At 73.7% G+C, this 15,652-nt stretch carries 10 protein-coding genes and 1 pseudogene; 5 read left to right on the top strand and 6 right to left on the bottom strand.

Annotation, left to right across the window (positions count from 1 at the left end):
* Positions 1-19 precede the first annotated feature (19 nt).
* The 3 genes and pseudogenes from ACTVZO_RS32235 to ACTVZO_RS32225 all read left to right on the top strand — a co-directional run bounded on the left by ACTVZO_RS32235 (position 20) and on the right by ACTVZO_RS32225 (position 3,340).
* Positions 20-1,216, top strand: coding sequence for a PucR family transcriptional regulator (locus tag ACTVZO_RS32235; RefSeq protein ID WP_443301677.1), 1,197 nt, complete (start codon positions 20-22; stop codon positions 1,214-1,216).
* A 129-nt stretch (positions 1,217-1,345) separates the two neighbouring features.
* Positions 1,346-2,826 (top strand): annotated as a pseudogene (locus ACTVZO_RS32230) (AlkA N-terminal domain-containing protein).
* Positions 2,801-3,340 (top strand): methylated-DNA--[protein]-cysteine S-methyltransferase, encoded by a 540-nt coding sequence (locus tag ACTVZO_RS32225; protein WP_443301676.1) that lies wholly within the window; start codon positions 2,801-2,803, stop codon positions 3,338-3,340. The pseudogene ACTVZO_RS32230 and the gene ACTVZO_RS32225 overlap by 26 nt, the downstream one beginning before the upstream one ends.
* Here the strand turns inward: ACTVZO_RS32225 and ACTVZO_RS32220 are convergent.
* From ACTVZO_RS32220 to ACTVZO_RS32210, 3 genes are all read right to left on the bottom strand, one after another.
* Complete coding sequence (locus ACTVZO_RS32220; RefSeq protein ID WP_443301675.1) at positions 3,337-3,765, bottom strand: hypothetical protein; 429 nt, start codon at positions 3,763-3,765, stop codon at positions 3,337-3,339. The two genes, ACTVZO_RS32225 and ACTVZO_RS32220, sit on opposite strands and share 4 nt — an antisense overlap.
* A gap of 79 nt (positions 3,766-3,844) precedes the next feature.
* Positions 3,845-4,342: an NUDIX domain-containing protein gene (locus ACTVZO_RS32215; RefSeq protein ID WP_443301674.1), complete on the bottom strand. Its 498-nt coding sequence runs from the start codon at positions 4,340-4,342 to the stop codon at positions 3,845-3,847.
* Positions 4,343-4,366: 24 nt separating this feature from the next.
* Positions 4,367-6,082, bottom strand: coding sequence for a BCCT family transporter (locus tag ACTVZO_RS32210; RefSeq protein ID WP_443301673.1), 1,716 nt, complete (start codon positions 6,080-6,082; stop codon positions 4,367-4,369).
* A 143-nt stretch (positions 6,083-6,225) separates the two neighbouring features.
* Between ACTVZO_RS32210 and ACTVZO_RS32205 the strand changes: the two genes are divergently transcribed.
* Positions 6,226-7,374 carry a glycerate kinase gene (locus ACTVZO_RS32205; protein WP_443301672.1) on the top strand — a complete coding sequence of 383 codons (1,149 nt, stop codon included), beginning with the start codon at positions 6,226-6,228 and terminating at the stop codon, positions 7,372-7,374.
* Between the two features lie 68 nt (positions 7,375-7,442).
* On the opposite strand, the gene ACTVZO_RS32200 is transcribed toward ACTVZO_RS32205, so the two are convergent.
* On the bottom strand, positions 7,443-8,597 hold the full coding sequence (locus tag ACTVZO_RS32200) for an IS30 family transposase (protein WP_443303122.1): 1,155 nt from the start codon (positions 8,595-8,597) through the stop codon (positions 7,443-7,445).
* A 242-nt stretch (positions 8,598-8,839) separates the two neighbouring features.
* On the opposite strand from ACTVZO_RS32200, the gene ACTVZO_RS32195 reads away from it, so the two are divergent.
* The gene (locus ACTVZO_RS32195; RefSeq protein WP_443301671.1) at positions 8,840-11,635 is read left to right on the top strand and encodes a SpoIIE family protein phosphatase; all 2,796 of its coding nucleotides are present in this window, start codon (positions 8,840-8,842) and stop codon (positions 11,633-11,635) included.
* A gap of 30 nt (positions 11,636-11,665) precedes the next feature.
* Here the strand turns inward: ACTVZO_RS32195 and ACTVZO_RS32190 are convergent, their stop codons facing one another.
* Both ACTVZO_RS32190 and ACTVZO_RS32185 read right to left on the bottom strand, forming a co-directional pair.
* Positions 11,666-13,747, bottom strand: a complete 2,082-nt coding sequence (locus ACTVZO_RS32190) for a SpoIIE family protein phosphatase (protein WP_443301670.1) — start codon at positions 13,745-13,747, stop codon at positions 11,666-11,668.
* A 55-nt stretch (positions 13,748-13,802) separates the two neighbouring features.
* Positions 13,803-15,479, bottom strand: coding sequence for a patatin-like phospholipase family protein (locus ACTVZO_RS32185; protein WP_443301669.1), 1,677 nt, complete (start codon positions 15,477-15,479; stop codon positions 13,803-13,805).
* Positions 15,480-15,652: the final 173 nt, after the last annotated feature.

The raw sequence follows: 15,652 nt of genomic DNA, 5'->3' as shown, positions 1-15,652 counted from the left end.
GATGACATCCTCTGCGGCCATGGGCGGACGCAGGGCGCGTACGGAAGCGGAGTGGTCGGTGCTGCTGACGGCGGCCGAGGTGCTGCTGGGGCGCGTCCCGGAGCTGACCGAGCAGCTGATCGGCGATCTGGCACGGCATTCGCCGCTGTACGACCTGGTGGTACCGCGGGACGAGCACTGGCAGCAGATCAGCGAGGCCATGCGCTACGGCATCGAGGCCTTCGCCGCCCGCCGCTCGGACACGCGCAAGGATCTCGTGTACGCGGAGGAGCTGGGGCGGCGCCGGGCCGAACAGGGGCTGCCGCTGGACCTGTTGCTGTACGCGTACCGGCGCGCGGGGCGGCTGACCTGGGACGCGCTGCTGGACATCGTCACCGAGGAGGACCCGGACGCGCTGCCGGTGCTGGCGCGGACGGCCGGGGCGATGTGGGCGGGGATCGAGCAGCAGGCCGCGACGACGGCGGAGGCCTACCGGGCGGGCGAGCGGGAGATGCGCCGGCGCAGCGACGAGCGGGTGCAGGCCCTGCTGGACGCGCTGCTCCAGGGGGACGCGGTGCCGGGGCTGGCGGCGCGGGCGGCGGCGGGCCTGGACCTGCCGGAGCAGGGGCGGTACGCGGTGGTCGTGCTCCCCGTGGACCGGCGGGACTCGGTGCACCGGGTGGCGGCGGTGGGCGGGATGCGGCTGTTCTGGCGGATGCGGGCGGAGCAGGAGCTGGCGGTGGTGGCCCTCGGGTCGTCCTCCCCGGAGGAGCTGGCGGCGGAACTGGCGGACCGCTGCCACGGGCCCGGCGGGATCAGCCCGGTGGTGGACGGGCTGGCGGAGCTGGGCCGGGCGCGGCGGCTGGCCGAGACGGCGCTGGCCACCTGCGGTGCGGAGGAGCGGTCGCTGGTCCGGCTGTCGCAGCGGCTGCCGACGGCGTTGGTCGTGGGGCAGCCGGAGCTGGCGGGCGAGCTGGTCCAGGCGGTCCTGGGCCCCCTGCTGGAGCTGGACCCGGCGGACCGGGCGGTGCTGCTGGAGACCCTCGACGCATGGCTGGCGGCGGAGGGCTCCGCCGGGCGGGCCGCGACCCGCCTGTACTGCCACCGCAACACGGTGTTCAACCGCCTCCGCCGCCTGGAGCACCTGACCTCCCGCTCCCTCTCCCGCCCCCACGACCTGGTGGCCCTCACCCTGGCCCGGGACGCCCACCGCCTGTCCGCCCCGCCGGTCCCCTGACCGGGCCGGCGCGGCCCCGGGTAGGGTCGGGCATGGGCCGGAGGCCACGGCGGACGGCACGGCGGGCGGCGTAGGCTTGGTGTCGGAAAACCGCCAGCCCGCGGGGCCTGCAAGCCGGATCCTGGAGTCATGCACACCGACACCGAGCGCTGCGTAAGGGCCGTGCAGTCGAAGGACGCCCGATTCGACGGCTGGTTCTTCACGGCCGTTCTGACCACCCGGATCTACTGCCGCCCCAGCTGCCCCGCCGTCCCGCCGAAGGTCGAGAACATGACCTTCCTGCCCAGCGCCGCCGCCTGCCAGCAGGCCGGTTTCCGGGCCTGCAAGCGCTGCCGGCCGGACACCAGCCCCGGTTCCCCCGAGTGGAACGCCCGCGCCGACGCCGTCGCCCGCGCCATGCGCCTGATCCAGGACGGGGTGGTGGACCGCGAGGGGGTGCCGGGCCTCGCCACCCGGCTCGGCTACTCGACCCGGCAGGTCGAGCGGCAGCTCAGCGCCGAGCTCGGCGCCGGCCCGCTGGCCCTCGCCCGGGCCCAGCGCGCCCAGACCGCCCGCCTGCTCATCGAGACCTCCGCGCTCCCGATGGGGGACGTCGCGTTCGCCGCCGGCTTCGCCTCCATCCGCACCTTCAACGACACCGTCCGCGAGGTCTTCGCCCTCTCCCCCAGCGAGCTGCGCCGGCGCGCCGCCAAGACCGGCCCCGGCCGCGAGCAGCCACGGATCCCCGGCACCATCAGCCTCCGGCTGCCGTTCCGGGCCCCTCTCAACCCGGACAACCTCTTCGGGCACCTGGCCGCGACCGCCGTCCCCGGCGTGGAGGAGTGGCGCGACGGCGCCTACCGCCGCACCCTGCGCCTGCCCTACGGCACCGGGGTCGTGGCACTGACCCCGCAGCCCGACCACATCGGCTGCCGACTGGCCCTGACCGACCTGCGCGACCTGACCATCGCCATCAGCCGCTGCCGCTGGATGCTGGATCTGGACGCCGATCCCGAGGCGGTCGACGAGCAGTTGCGCGCCGACCCGCTGCTGGCCCCGCTCGTGGACAAGGCACCCGGGCGCCGGGTGCCCCGTACGGTCGACGCGGCCGAGTTCGCCGTACGGGCGGTCCTCGGCCAGCAGGTGTCCACCGCGGCGGCGCGCACGCACGCGGCCCGGCTGGTCACCGCGCACGGGGAGCCCGTGGAGGACCCGCTGGGCGGGCTGACCCACCTGTTCCCGTCCCCGCGTGCCCTCGCCTCGCTGGACCCGGAGACGCTGGCCATGCCGGGCACCCGGCGCACCACCTTCACCACCCTGGTCTCGGGGCTCGCCGACGGTTCACTGCCGCTCGGCATCGACAGCGACTGGGAGGCGGCGCGGGCGCAGCTGTCCGCGCTGCCGGGTTTCGGCCCGTGGACCACCGAGATCATCGCGATGCGGGCGCTCGGCGACCCGGACGCGTTCCTGCCGTCCGACCTGGCGTCCGGCGGGCGGCGCGCGGGCTCGGGCTGCCGTCGACGCCCTCGGCGCTGACCGCGCGGGCGGCCGGCTGGCGGCCCTGGCGCGCGTACGCCGTCCAGTACTTGTGGGCCACCGACGACCATGCCATCAACCACCTGCCCGCCTGAGGAGCACACCGTGAACAGCACCGTCAAGCAGCACACCGTCGTCGAGAGCCCCTACGGTCCGCTCACCCTCGTCGCCACGGACGGCGTCCTCAGCGGCCTGTACATGACGGGGCAGCGCCACCGCCCGGCCGAGGAGTCCTTCGGGGAGCGGGTCGCCGCGGCCGAGGAGCCCTTCCCCGAAGTGGTGCGGCAGCTGGCCGCGTACTTCGCCGGGGAGCTCACCTCCTTCGACCTGCCGCTGCGGCTGGAGGGCACCGACTTCCAGCGCAGCGTGTGGGACCAGCTGGTACGGATCCCCTACGGCGAGACCTGGTCGTACGGGAAGCTCGCGGCCGAGCTGGGCAAGCCGAACGCCTCGCGCGCCGTGGGCCTGGCCAACGGGAAGAACCCGATCGGCATCATCGTGCCGTGCCACCGCGTGATCGGCGCCTCGGGCGGTATGACCGGCTACGGCGGCGGCCTCGAACGCAAGGTCCGGCTCCTCGACTTCGAGTCCGCGGGCGGGCAGCTCTAGACCACGAGCAGCGGCACCAGCAGGGCGAAGGCCGCGCCCGCCTCGACCGCGTAGCCGTACAGCAAGGGGTGCTGGACCGGGGCGGCGAGCAGGACCACGCTCTGCTGGGTGGCGGCCGCCTGCACCCACTCGACGTCGGCGCCGAGGTTGCCCTGGTACCAGCCTTCGCACGAGCCGGGGCCGCTGACCGCGAGGAGGTCGTCCTCGCGGCGGTAGAAGGCCTGCCACCGGGTGGCGGGCACCGACCAGCCGTCGAAGTCGGTGAACTGGCACCAGCCCCCGTCGCGGATCGCGGTGTCGAAGAGCCAGACCGGCATCCCCTCGGGGGTCACCTCGCCGGCGGACTGCTCATCGGTGGTGAAGTGGACCATGGGCAGGGCGTCGGGCCCGTCGGCGGTGCTGGGCCAGGCGTACATCGTGATCATCAGCTGATTCTGTCCTGCTCGGAGTAAGTCCGGTGTTACGGGGCGCCGCTCGCCGACACGGCCCGGCTGAACGGACGGTCTAGGAGAGGGGCCGGCGGCCGTTCTCGAGTTCCGCGGCTCCCTCGCCCGAGTTCAGGACCCGGTAGGCCTCTTGGACGCGCAGGCCCAGGGAACCGGGGAGGTACGCGGGGAGTTCGGCGGGGCCGACCAGCCGCCAGGAGATCAGTTCCTCCTCCTGGAGCGTGATGGACGCGAGCTGCCCGGCGTCGAGCACCCCGCCGTCGTAGAGGTACGCGACCAGCGGCGGGCGGTCCGCGCCGACGTTCCAGTCCACGGCGAGCAGCCGTCCGAGCGGCACGTCGATGCCGATCTCCTCGGCGCTCTCGCGCCGGGCGGCGGTGCGCGGCGACTCCCCCTGGTCCGACTCGATGGTGCCGCCCGGCAGGGCCCAGCCCTCGCGGTAGTTGGGCTCGACGAGCAGGACCCGTCCCTCGGCGTCCCGGTAGAGGGCGGCCGCGCCGGCCAGCACCCGGGGCAGGCTCGCGATGTAACTGGCGTAGTCATCCGTGGTGGTCACCTCGCCACCCTACCCAGACATCCGCTACGGGGCGTCGGACCCGTCCTCGCGGTCGCGGCCCCTGGACTCGGCGACGCGCCGCAGGCGGGGGTGGCGGGCCGGGCCCTGTTCGGTGATGGCGTCGCCGACCATGGCCCGCACCGCGTCCCGCAGTCCGTGCAGCGCGTGGTGGCGGGCGGGTCCGGCGCCCGGGTCCTCGCGCAGTTCCGTCAGCAGGGCCCAGCAGAGCAGCAGCATGACGATGACGAAGGGCAGGGCGACGAGGATGGTCGCGGTCTGCAGGGACTTGAGGCCTCCGGCGACGAGGAGCACGGCGGCGACCGCCGCCATCAGCACGCCCCAGGTGACGACGAGCCAGGTCGGCGGGTGGAGGGAGCCGCGGCTGGTGAGCGATCCCATGACCAGGGAGGCGGAGTCGGCGCTGGTGACGAAGTAGGTCATGACCAGGGCCATGGCCACCCACGAGGTGACGGCGGACAGCGGCAGGGCGTCCAGCATCGCGAAGAGCGAGGCCTCCGTACCGTCTTTGATCTTGGCGGCGAAGTCCACGGCTCCGGTGGAGTCGAGGCGGATGGCGGTGCCGCCCATCACGCAGAACCAGACGACGGTGGCGCCGCTGGGCACGAGCAGGACGCCCACGAGGAATTCGCGGATGGTGCGGCCGCGCGAGATCCGGGCGATGAAGGTACCGACGAACGGCGCCCACGAGAGCCACCACGCCCAGTAGAAGATGGTCCACGCGCCGAGCCACTTGGCGTCGGTGAAGGCGCCGGTCCGGCTGGCCATGGGCAGCAGCTGGTGCAGGTAGCCGCCGACGCTGGAGGGGATCACGTCGAGCACGTAGACGGTGGGGCCGAGCAGGAAGACGAAGAGCATCAGGGTGGCGGCGAGCACGATGTTGATGGTGCTCAGCCACTTCACGCCCTTGTGCAGGCCGGAGAAGGCGGAGAGCACGAAGGCGGCCGACAGCGAGCCGATGATGATCAGCTCGACGGTGGTCGAGTCCTCGATGCCGGTGGTGAGGCTGAGCCCCTTGGACACCTGGAGCGCGCCGAGCCCGAGGCTGGTCGCGGTGCCGAAGACGGTGGCGAAGACGGCGAGCAGGTCGATGCACTTGCCGGCCCACCCGTTGGCCCGCTCCTCGCCCATGAGGGGGACGAAGGCGGAACTGAGCCGGTTGCCGCGGCCCTTGCGGAAGGTCGCGTAGGCGAGGGCGAGGCCGGCGATGCCGTAGATCGCCCAGGGGGTGAGGGTCCAGTGGAAGAAGGAGTACTCCATGGCCGCCAGGGCGGAGGCGCCGGTGGCCGGGGCCGCGCCGGAGGCGGGGGGCGGGTTCAGGTAGTGGGTGAGCGGCTCCCCCACCCCGTAGAACATCAGGCCGATGCCCATGCCGGCACTGAACATCATCGCGATCCACGCGAGGTTGGTGAACTCCGGCTCGGAGTCGTCGGCGCCGAGCCGGATCCGGCCGAAGCGGCTGACGGCGAGCACGACGCACATCACGAGGAACGCGTCGGCGGCGATCACGAACAGCCAGGCGAAGTTCTCCAGGACCCAGGCGAGCGCGGTGCCCGACGCGGTGTCGAAGGAACCCTTGGCGAGGGCGGCCCAGGCGACCAGGGCGAGCACGGCGACCACGCCCACGATGACGACCGCGCGGTCGGGGGTGCCGTCGGCCGGACCGCCGGGCCCGTCACCCGGGGTATCCGGACGTGGCTGTTCCAGTGAATCCGCGCTCATGCGGCCACACTATGCAGCGATTTATCCCTCTTTAGATACATGGCGCGCCGGGTGTGGCCCAGGCCACTCATGGGCATAGGAGGATCCTCCGGATAAGCTCATGGCGGCGCGACTGCACTGTTCGATAGCAAGGGAATAGCAAGGTGACGGACGGAGCAGTAACTGAGGCCGCGCGCGTGCTCATCGCCGCGGACAAATTCAAGGGCTCGCTCACGGCCGTTCAGGTCGCGGAGCGGGTGACGGCGGGCCTCCGCAAGGCCGTACCGGGCGTGGAGATCGAGACCCTCCCCGTCGCGGACGGCGGCGACGGCACGGTCGCGGCCGCGGTGGCGGCCGGTTTCGAACGCCGGGAGGTACGGGTCACCGGACCGCTCGGCGACCAGGTCACGGCCGCCTTCGCGCTGCGCGAGGGCACCGCGGTGGTCGAGATGGCGGAGGCCTCCGGGCTGCAGCTGCTGCCGGCGGGCACCTTCGCCCCGCTGACGGCCACCACGTACGGCTCGGGCGAGCTGCTGAAGGCCGCGCTGGACGCGGGCGCGCGCTCGATCGTCTTCGGCGTGGGCGGCAGCGCCACCACCGACGGCGGCGCCGGCATGCTGGCGGCGCTGGGCGCGGTGTTCCTGGATGCGAACGGCGAACCGGCCGGTCCGGGCGGCGGCGCGCTGGCCGGCCTGGCCTCGGCCGACCTGTCGGGGATCGACCCGCGCTTCGCCGAGGTCGACTTCGTCCTGGCCAGCGACGTGGACAACCCGCTGACCGGCCCGAAGGGCTGCGCGGCCGTGTACGGCCCGCAGAAGGGCGCCTCGCCCGAGGACGTGGCGGCGCTCGACGCGGCGCTGGCGCACTTCGCGCAGGTCCTGGAGAAGTCCATCGGCGCGAAGGCCGCCGAGTGCGCGGTGCTGCCGGGTGCGGGCGGCGCGGGCGGCATCGGCTACGGGGCGCTGCTGCTCGGCGCCACGTTCCGGCCCGGCATCGAGCTGATGCTGGAGGTGCTGGGCTTCGCCCCGGCGCTGGAGCGCGCGACCCTGGTCATCACCGGTGAGGGCTCGCTGGACGAGCAGACCCTGCACGGCAAGGCCCCGGCGGGTGTCGCGGCGGCGGCCCGGGCCGCCGGCAAGCCGGTGGTGGCGGTGTGCGGACGGCTGCTGCTGACCCAGGAGGCCCTCGAGGCCGCCGGGATCCGCAAGGCGTACCCGCTGACGGATCTGGAGCCCGACCCGGCGAAGTCCATCCCGAACGCCGGTCCCCTGCTGGAGCAGGTGGCGGCCTCGATCGCCGCCGACGTCCTCTGAGCCGTACCGGCAGGTGAGGCCCGGTCCCCCGAGCGGGGCGAATTCCAGGGGTCGTAGCAACACAGTGATCAACTGGCTGTCGCCAGGAGCTTAGCGAGACGCTCGGCTGGGGTTTCCCAGTCGAGCGTTTTGCGTGGGCGGCTGTTGAGCTCGGCTGCGACGGCGTCCAGGTGCTCGCGGGTGTGGACGGAGAGGTCTGTGCCCTTGGGGAAGTACTGCCGTAGCAGCCCGTTGGTGTTCTCGTTCGAGCCGCGCTGCCAGGGGCTGCCGGGATCGCAGAAGTAGACGGCCATGTCCGTGGCGGTGCTGAACTCCTGGTGGAGGTGCATCTCGGAGCCCTGATCCCAGGTGAGTGAGCGCCGGAGGTGGGCCGGGAGAGCGGAGACGGTCTGGATGAGCGCGTCGCGGACCTTGGCGGGGTGTCGGCCGTCAGGCAGGTGGACGAGGGCGACGAAGCGGCTGGATCGCTCCACCAGTGTTCCGATCGCGGACCTGTTGGTCTTGCCGATGATGAGGTCGCCCTCCCAGTGCCCGGGGATCGCGCGGTCGGCTGCCTCGGCCGGCCGTTCGCTGATCATCACCATGTCCTTCGACATGCGCGGCTGACGCTTAGCGGACTGACGGTGCGGGCGTCGCGTCGCCCGTCCCGTCCGAAGGGATCGGGTCAGCTCGCGGCGGAGTTCTCCGCGGCCTTGGACGTAGAGGGCCTGGTAGATCGTCTCGTGGGTCACGTGCATCTCCGGCCGGTCGGGGAAGCGCGTCCGTAGAGTCCGGCAGATCTGTTCAGGACTCCAGCGGCGTGTGAGGTGGTGCTGGATGAAGTCCCGCAGCTCGGGGTTCTGGCCGATCTTCCCGGTCTTGGGCCGGGGCCGACGGGCATCCGCACGCTCTTGCGCGACATACGGCCGATAGGTCCAGTGGGTCGCGTTGCGGGGTGGACGCGTGCCGTTGCGGCGTATCTCCCGGCTGATGGTGGAGGGACTACGACCCAGCTCGGCAGCGATCGCCCGGATCGAGGCCTTCTCCCGGAACCGGTCGGCGATGTGGATCCGCTCGTCGGCCCGGAGGTAGCGGGACGGACCAGTAGGCGGCACCACCGGACGAACCGGTGGTGCCGCCTTCTGCTTGCTGTCTGCCGCACGGCCATTGCGCCAACGGCGGCCGGTCTTGTCGTTGATGCCCACGATCCGGCACGCCTGGTTGTTGCTGAAGCCCTGCTGCATGAGCAGGAAGTATGTTTCCCGCTCACGCAGCAGCCTCTTGCGGCCCTGAGCCACCGTCCGGCTCTCCCGGATCTTGAAGTCCATCGCATCCCCTGAGCTGGGGTGTTGCGACGACCACTAGAACGGAAGAGCGGGGGGGGACCGGGCCTCCGCCATTGCGCGGCCCGCCCGGCCGGTGCCCCGGCGCGGGCCGCCGCCGCGCGGCCGCCCCCAAACCCCCGGGACAGTGTTAGAAAGGGCTCATGACCGGACGTTTTGGTCGCCAGCCGACCGGATGGGGCCCGCGCCTGTGGGCGCGCCTGTCGCTGGGGGCCCGCAGCGTCGCCGGTCAGGTCTTCGCCCTCCAGGCGGCGATCGTGCTGCTGCTGATCGCGGCGGCCGCGGTGGCCCTGGTCCTGCAGTCCCGCTACGACAGCGAGCGCGACGCCCGCAACCGCTCGCTGGCCGCCGCCGAGTCCTTCGCCCACGCCCCCGGCCTCCCGGCGGCGCTGCGGGCGCCGGATCCGACCGCCGTGCTCCAGCCGCTGGCCGACGCCGCCCGCCGGGCCTCCGGGGTCGACTTCATCGCCGTGATGAGCCGCGACGGGATCCGGTACACCGACTCGCGGCCCGAGCTGATCGGCCGGCGCGCCACGGGCGACTTCTCCCGCGCGGTCTCCGGGCACTCCTACACCGAGACGTTCACCGGCGAGCCCAGCGACGCGGTGCGGGCCGTCGTGCCCGTACGGGACGGCCAGGGCAACGTGGTGGGCCTCGTCGGCACCGGCATCGAGGTGGCGAACGTGTCGGACGTGGTCGAGGGCCAGGTCCCGCTGCTGCTCGGCGCCACGGCGGGCGCCCTGCTGCTCGGCACCGGCGGGGCCTTCCTGGTGAGCCGCCGGCTGCGGCGCCAGACCCACGGGCTGCGCGCGGACGAGATGGCCCGGATCAACGAGCACCACGAGGCCGTCCTGCACGCCGTGCGCGAGGGCGTGCTCATCATCGGGACCGACCACCGGCTGGTCCTGGCCAACGACGAGGCCCGCCGGCTCCTCGGTCTGCCGCCCGACGCCGAGGGCCGGCACGTCGCCGACCTCGGACTGGACCCGCGGACCACCGGACTGCTCGTCTCGGGGCGGGTCGTGACGGACGAGGTGCACCTGGCCGGCGACCGGCTGCTCGCGGTCAACGTCCGGCCCACGAAGCCGTACGGGGGCCAGTCCTCCGGCACGGTCATGACCCTGCGCGACTCCACGGAGCTCGCCGCGCTCTCCGGCCGGGCCGAGGTGGCCCGCGGACGGCTCCAGCTGCTCTACGACGCCGGGGTGCGGATCGGCACCACCCTGGACGTGGTGCGGACCGCGGAGGAGCTGTCGGAGGTCGCCGTCCCGCGCTTCGCCGACTTCGTCACCGTGGAGCTGCTGGAGCCGGTGCTGCACGGTGACGAGCCCGTGTCGGGCGCCGGCGTGTACACGGAGATGCGGCGGGCGGCCATGAGCGGGGTCCGTACCGACCAGCCGCTCCAGCCGGTCGGCGACATCATCCGGTTCGTCGTGCCGACGGCTCCGATGGCCGCCGCCCTGGACGCCGGGGAGGCGGTGCTCGCGCCGGACCTGCACGCCGCCATGGGCTGGCGGGCCCAGGATTCGCAAGGGACCCGGGAGGCCCTGGACTACGGGCTGCACTCCCTGATCAGCGTCCCGCTCCAGGCCCGCGGCGTGGTCCTCGGCATGGCGAACTTCTGGCGGGCGGCGGACACCCCCGAGGCCTTCGACGAGGAGGACCGTTCCTTCGCGATGGAGCTCGCGGCGCGCGCGGCCGTCTCGATCGACAACGCCCGCCGCTTCACCCGCGAGCACGCGACGGCCGTGGCCCTCCAGCGCAGCCTGCTCCCCCGGGTGCTGCCGGACCTGACCGCGGTGGACGTCGCCTTCCGCTACCTGCCGGCGAAGGCGGGGGTCGGCGGGGACTGGTTCGACGTGATCCCGCTGCCCGGTGCACGGGTGGCGCTGGTCGTCGGCGACGTCGTGGGCCACGGGGTGCACGCGGCGGCCACGATGGGCCGGCTGCGCACCGCCGTGCACAACTTCTCCACCCTGGACCTGCCCCCCGACGAGCTGCTCGGGCACCTGGACGAGCTGATCAACCGGATCGACCAGAACGACACCGGCGGCGGCCCGGCCGAGGCCGACGAAACCCTCGGGGAGGGCGGTCCCGAGCCCGCCGGGATCACCGGGGCCACCTGCCTGTACACGGTCTACGACCCGGTGTCGGGGCGGTGCGTGATGGCCAGCGCCGGGCACCCCGGGCCCGCGCTGATCCGGCCCGGCGGGGACGTGGAGTTCCCCGAGCTGCCCGCGGGGCTGCCGCTCGGCGTCGGCGGCATGCCCTTCGAGTCGACCGAGTTCCGGCTGCCCGAGGGCAGCCGTCTGGTGCTGTTCACCGACGGCCTGGTGGAGGACCGCCACCGCGACTTCGACACGGGTCTCGGGCTGCTGCGCGAATCGCTGTCCCGGCCCGGCCGCAGCCCCGACCAGGCCTGCGCGGACGTGCTGGCCGCCCTGCTCTCCCCGGTGCCGGGCGACGACATCGCCCTGCTGATCGCCGACGCCCGCCGGCTGGAGGCGGACCGCATCGCCGAGTGGGAGGTGCCGGGCGAGGCGGCGGCCGTCTCCCGGGTGCGCAACGCCGGTGCGGCGCAGCTGGCCGCCTGGGGCCTGGAGGAGGTGTCCTTCACCACCGAGCTGATCCTCAGCGAGCTGATCACCAACGCCATCCGCTACGGGTCCGCGCCCGTACGGGTCCGCCTGCTGCGCGACCGCACGCTGATCTGCGAGGTCTCCGACGGCAGCAGCACCTCCCCGCACCTGCGGTACGCGGCCACCACCGACGAGGGCGGGCGCGGACTGTTCCTCGTCGCGCAGTACGCCGACCGGTGGGGCGTCCGCTACACGGACCGGGGCAAGGTCATCTGGGCGGAACTGCCGCTGACCGCGCGCCCGGAGCCGCCGGCTGCGGCCCCGCTGGACCTGGACGCGCTGGAGGACCTGGCCTGGTGAGGGTGGCCCGGGCGCCCGCCCGGGGCGGCGTCATGCCGGATGTCCCGCGACCGGGCCGGTGCGGGCGAGGAGTACGGCGACGTCGTCCTGCGGATCGCACGGCAGCAGCCGCTCCAGGATCCCGTCGCACAGCTCCTCGAGCGGCTGGGGCGCCCCCGCGAGGGCCCGCCCCAGCTGGTCCATGCCCTGGTCGAGGTCCCGGTCGCGGGCCTCGATCAGTCCGTCGGTGTAGAGCACGAGCAGGCTCCCCGGGGGCAGGCTCACCTCTTCCGTGCGGAAGTCCTGCCCGCCGGTGCCCAGCGGTGTGCCGGGCGGGCCGTGCAGGAAGGTGACGGTCCCGTCCGCCGCGGCCACGGCCGGCGGCGGGTGGCCCGCGCGGGCGATGACGCAGCCGCCCGATGCCGGGTCGTGGACGGCGTAGACGCAGGTGGCCATCTCGTCCTCGCCGAGGTCGGCCACCACGGCGTCGAGCGAGCGGAGCATCTGCTCCGGGGGCACGTCCAGCCGCGCGAGGGTCCGTACCGCCGTGCGCAGCTGGCCCATGACGGCCGCCGCGTGGATCCCGTGGCCCATCACGTCGCCGATGACCAGGCCCGTCCGGCCGCCGGGCAGCTGGATGACGTCGAACCAGTCCCCGCCGACGTCGTGGTCGCTGGCGGGCAGGTAGCGCCCGGTCAGTTCGAGGCCGGTCACCTGGGGGAGCTCGCTGTTGGTGAGGCTGCGCTGGAGGGTCAGCGCGGCGTGCCGCTGGCGGGTGTACATCCGGGCGTTGTCGATGTTGAGGGCGGCGCGGGCGACCAGTTCGTCGACCAGGACGCGGTCCTCGTCGTCGAAGGGCTCGCGCTCGCGCAGCCGGGTTACGGCGACCGCGCCCAGCACCTGCCCCCGGGCGACCAGCGGGACCATCCGGGCGGAGCCGAGGGTGGCGAGGTAGGTGCGCAGGGCTCCGGCCCGCGGGTCGGTGATCAGGGCCGGGATGTCGGGCGTGTAGAGGTCCATCGGCCGGCCCTCGGTGATGATCCGCTCGTAGACGCTGTCCGTGGGGATCTGGAAGGTCTGGCCCGCCTGGAGTTTCGCGGTGGGCGCGTCCGGGTCGGGGAAGGAGGCGGCGAGCCGGCGCATCAGGCCGCGGGTGGAGGCCGCGGCGGCCGCGCCCTCGTCCGGGCCCAGGACCGATTCGAGCAGCTGCACGTCGGCCGAGTCCGCGAGCTGCGGCACCAGCACGTCCACGATCTCCTGGGCGGTCTGGCGGAGGTCCAGGGTGGTGCCGATGCGGGTGCCGGCCTCCGCCAGCAGGGCGAACCGGTGCCGGGCCCGTTCCGCCTCGGCCTGGGCCCGCTGTCCGTCGGTGATGTCGATGAGGGAGGCGATCAGGCCGAGCGGCCGTCCCGAGCCGTCGAGCAGCGGGGCGTACGAACAGGACCAGGTCCGGTCGTGGTCGGGGTCGGAGGCGGTGCGTCCGGTGCGCCGGACGTCGACGACGGCCGTGCCCCGGTGGAGGACCTGGCGCATGGTGGCCTCGAGCACGGCGGCGTTGACCCCCGGCACCACTTCGGTGAGCCGTTTGCCCAGGTGCGCGGCGGCGGGGACGCCGTTCATACGGGCCAGGGCGTCGTTGACGCGCAGGAAGCGCAGGTCGGTGCCGAGGGTGGCGAGGCCGATGGGCGACTGGGTGAACAGGCTCTGGAGCGCGGCGAGCGAGTCGCGCATGTGGAGCACCTCGGAGGTCTCCACGGCGACGAGCATGGCGCCCGTACGCCCCTGCCGGTCGGCGGCGGGGACGATCCACATCTCCATCACGACGCGGTGGCCGTCGCGGTGGCGCACGGGCAGGGTGCCGACGACGGTCTCGCCGGCCTGGACGCGGCGGGTCAGGTCGTCGGCGAGCCCGCGGTTGGCCTCGGGGACGAGTACGGAGGCCCCGGGTCGGCCGAGGATGTCCTCGGGGCGGTGTCCGAGCAGGTCCTGGGCGGCGAGCGACCACTCGACGATGCGGCCGTCCGCGTCCTCCCGCCACAGGGCGATCGGGAGCAGCTCGCGGAGCACGCCCGCGTACCCGACGGCTGCGTCCGGCGGGTCCGGCACTTCGCTCGTCGACTGGTAAGTGTCCACCTCACCGACCTCACCCCGGGGGGCCTGATTCCTACCGATTCACCCTAGCCGAGGGCTAGCCGGGCGGCTCTGTGTCCGGCCGGGGGTAGAGCCAGGGGTGGACCGCGGTGACCACGAAGAGGACGGCGTAGACCATGAGCGCCGCCCACCACCCGCCGGGCCCGTCGCGGCCGAACTGGACGAGGGCGGCCGCTCCCCCGGCCACCAGCGCGGCCAGGACCCCTCGCCACCAGCGCGCCGGGTCCGTCCTGGCCGCGGCCAGCGCTCCCGACCAGGCCTGCCAGGCTCCCGGCTCCTGCCACTCGGTAGGCACCGCCGGCATCAGGGCGGTCAGCCGGCCGTTCGCCACCGCCAGCGGGGCGATCGCGTCGGCCGGCGCCTCCCCGCCCGCGAGTGCTTCTCCGTAGGCCCTGAGCAGCAGCCTGTCCCGGGCGGCGATGAGGGTGGCGATCGCGTACCGGTAGGTGTAGAGGAGCCCCCTGCGCTCTTCGAGCCCGGCCGCGTCCACGGGCTCGGCCACGGCCTCGTACGCGCGGATCCAGTCCATGAGGAGCCGGACGGTCCGGGCGAGGCCATGGGCGACCTGAGCGGGAAGGGGCGACCGATGTCGGCGCCGGCGGCGCGCAGCCGCCGGATGAGGCGCGCCGAACTCTCCTCCCCCGTCTGGGCGTCCAGCGGCTCCAGCGGGCCCGGGGGATTCCGAACCGGTCTTCACCGCCAGGGACTTCACCGCGAGCCGGACGGCCCGGGTGACCCGGCGCCTGCCGCCCGCGGCCGGCGCCGGCGGGAAGGGCGGTACGGGCTGCAGGAACAGCAGCCACCGGTCGACCTTCCGGGTGACGGGGGTTCCCGCTATGGCACGGACCGCCCAGGCGACGGGGATGTTGTCGAGCGGGCCCCCGTCGACCAGTTCGACGCAGCCGCCGCTGTTCTCGTCGGGGTGGCCGGTCTCGCTGCTGACTCCCCGCATGTCGACCCGCGGGGGTTCGTCCCAGGCCGGCGCATCGCCGCCCACGAAGATCCTTCCCGGCTCGAACGCCCCCGGGAAGGAGGACGAGGTACGGGCCGCGAAGGCGAGCCGGTTCAGGGCCCGCCACTCGGCGTGGGGGTCGCCGGGGAAGTCGGTCGTCGGGGCTCGGTGCCGGAACCGGAAGAAGGCGTTCGATCGCCCTACCAGGAGCGGTGCCCCGCGGGTGGGCCGCACCCAGTCCCGGCGGGGCCTGAGCCGGGTCGCGGTGAGGATCAGGCGGAGCAAGCGGGCGAGGCGCGGGGCCGTCTGCTGCGGTGTGGCCAGCAGGTCGTCGAGCGACCGGCGCAGTTGCGTGAAGACGACCTCGTCCCCGCGCAGCAGCGAGTCCGGTACGCGGAAGGGGGTCGAGCGGCGCAGCAGCCCTTCGAGGTCGCCGAGGCGCAGCCACACGTCCCGTACGCCCGCGTCGAACGGCATCCCGTAGACGAGGTGGCAGGCGAGCAGCACCCCGTTGAGGCCGCCGGCGCTGGTTCCGACGACGACGTCGATGTCCACGTCGTCGTACCCGCAGGCGCCGAGCAGAGCCCGGTAGACGGAGTCGCCCGGCTCCGGCTCGCCGTCCGCGGGCAGGGGCGCCGCCCGCCGCAGCGCCGCCGTCTCGCAGCAGGCCCCGCCCATCCATACGGCCAGGCTCAACCCGCCCCTCATGGCGAGGGCCAGCCGGAGTTCCGAACTCGTCGCACCCGGACCGGTGGCGTTCACGCTCCCGGCGTCACCCCGGATCAAACGGGCCGCACTCCAGCCCTTGACTCGAGAGAAATAAGGAGGAAACTCATCAATACACCGGAAAACCGGAAAAGAGCCGCACCTCCCTCCGGAGACGTCCAGAGGCCCGCGTGACCCTTGTCCAGGCTCTGGCCAGGCCCCCGGCAGCA

This window comes from Streptomyces sp. IBSNAI002, assembly GCF_052244475.1.
Classification (GTDB): Bacteria; Actinomycetota; Actinomycetes; order Streptomycetales; family Streptomycetaceae; genus Streptomyces.
This window is presented reverse-complemented; position numbering and strand designations above follow the sequence as displayed.

Coding starts and splice junctions, on each gene's coding strand:
- ACTVZO_RS32235 (WP_443301677.1), top strand. CDS start 20: ATGGGCGGACGCAGGGCGCGTACGGAAGCGGAGTGGTCGGTGCTGCTG.
- ACTVZO_RS32225 (WP_443301676.1), top strand. CDS start 2,801: ATGCCATCAACCACCTGCCCGCCTGAGGAGCACACCGTGAACAGCACC.
- ACTVZO_RS32220 (WP_443301675.1), bottom strand. CDS start 3,765: ATGATCACGATGTACGCCTGGCCCAGCACCGCCGACGGGCCCGACGCC.
- ACTVZO_RS32210 (WP_443301673.1), bottom strand. CDS start 6,082: ATGAGCGCGGATTCACTGGAACAGCCACGTCCGGATACCCCGGGTGAC.
- ACTVZO_RS32200 (WP_443303122.1), bottom strand. CDS start 8,597: ATGCAGCAGGGCTTCAGCAACAACCAGGCGTGCCGGATCGTGGGCATC.
- ACTVZO_RS32195 (WP_443301671.1), top strand. CDS start 8,840: ATGACCGGACGTTTTGGTCGCCAGCCGACCGGATGGGGCCCGCGCCTG.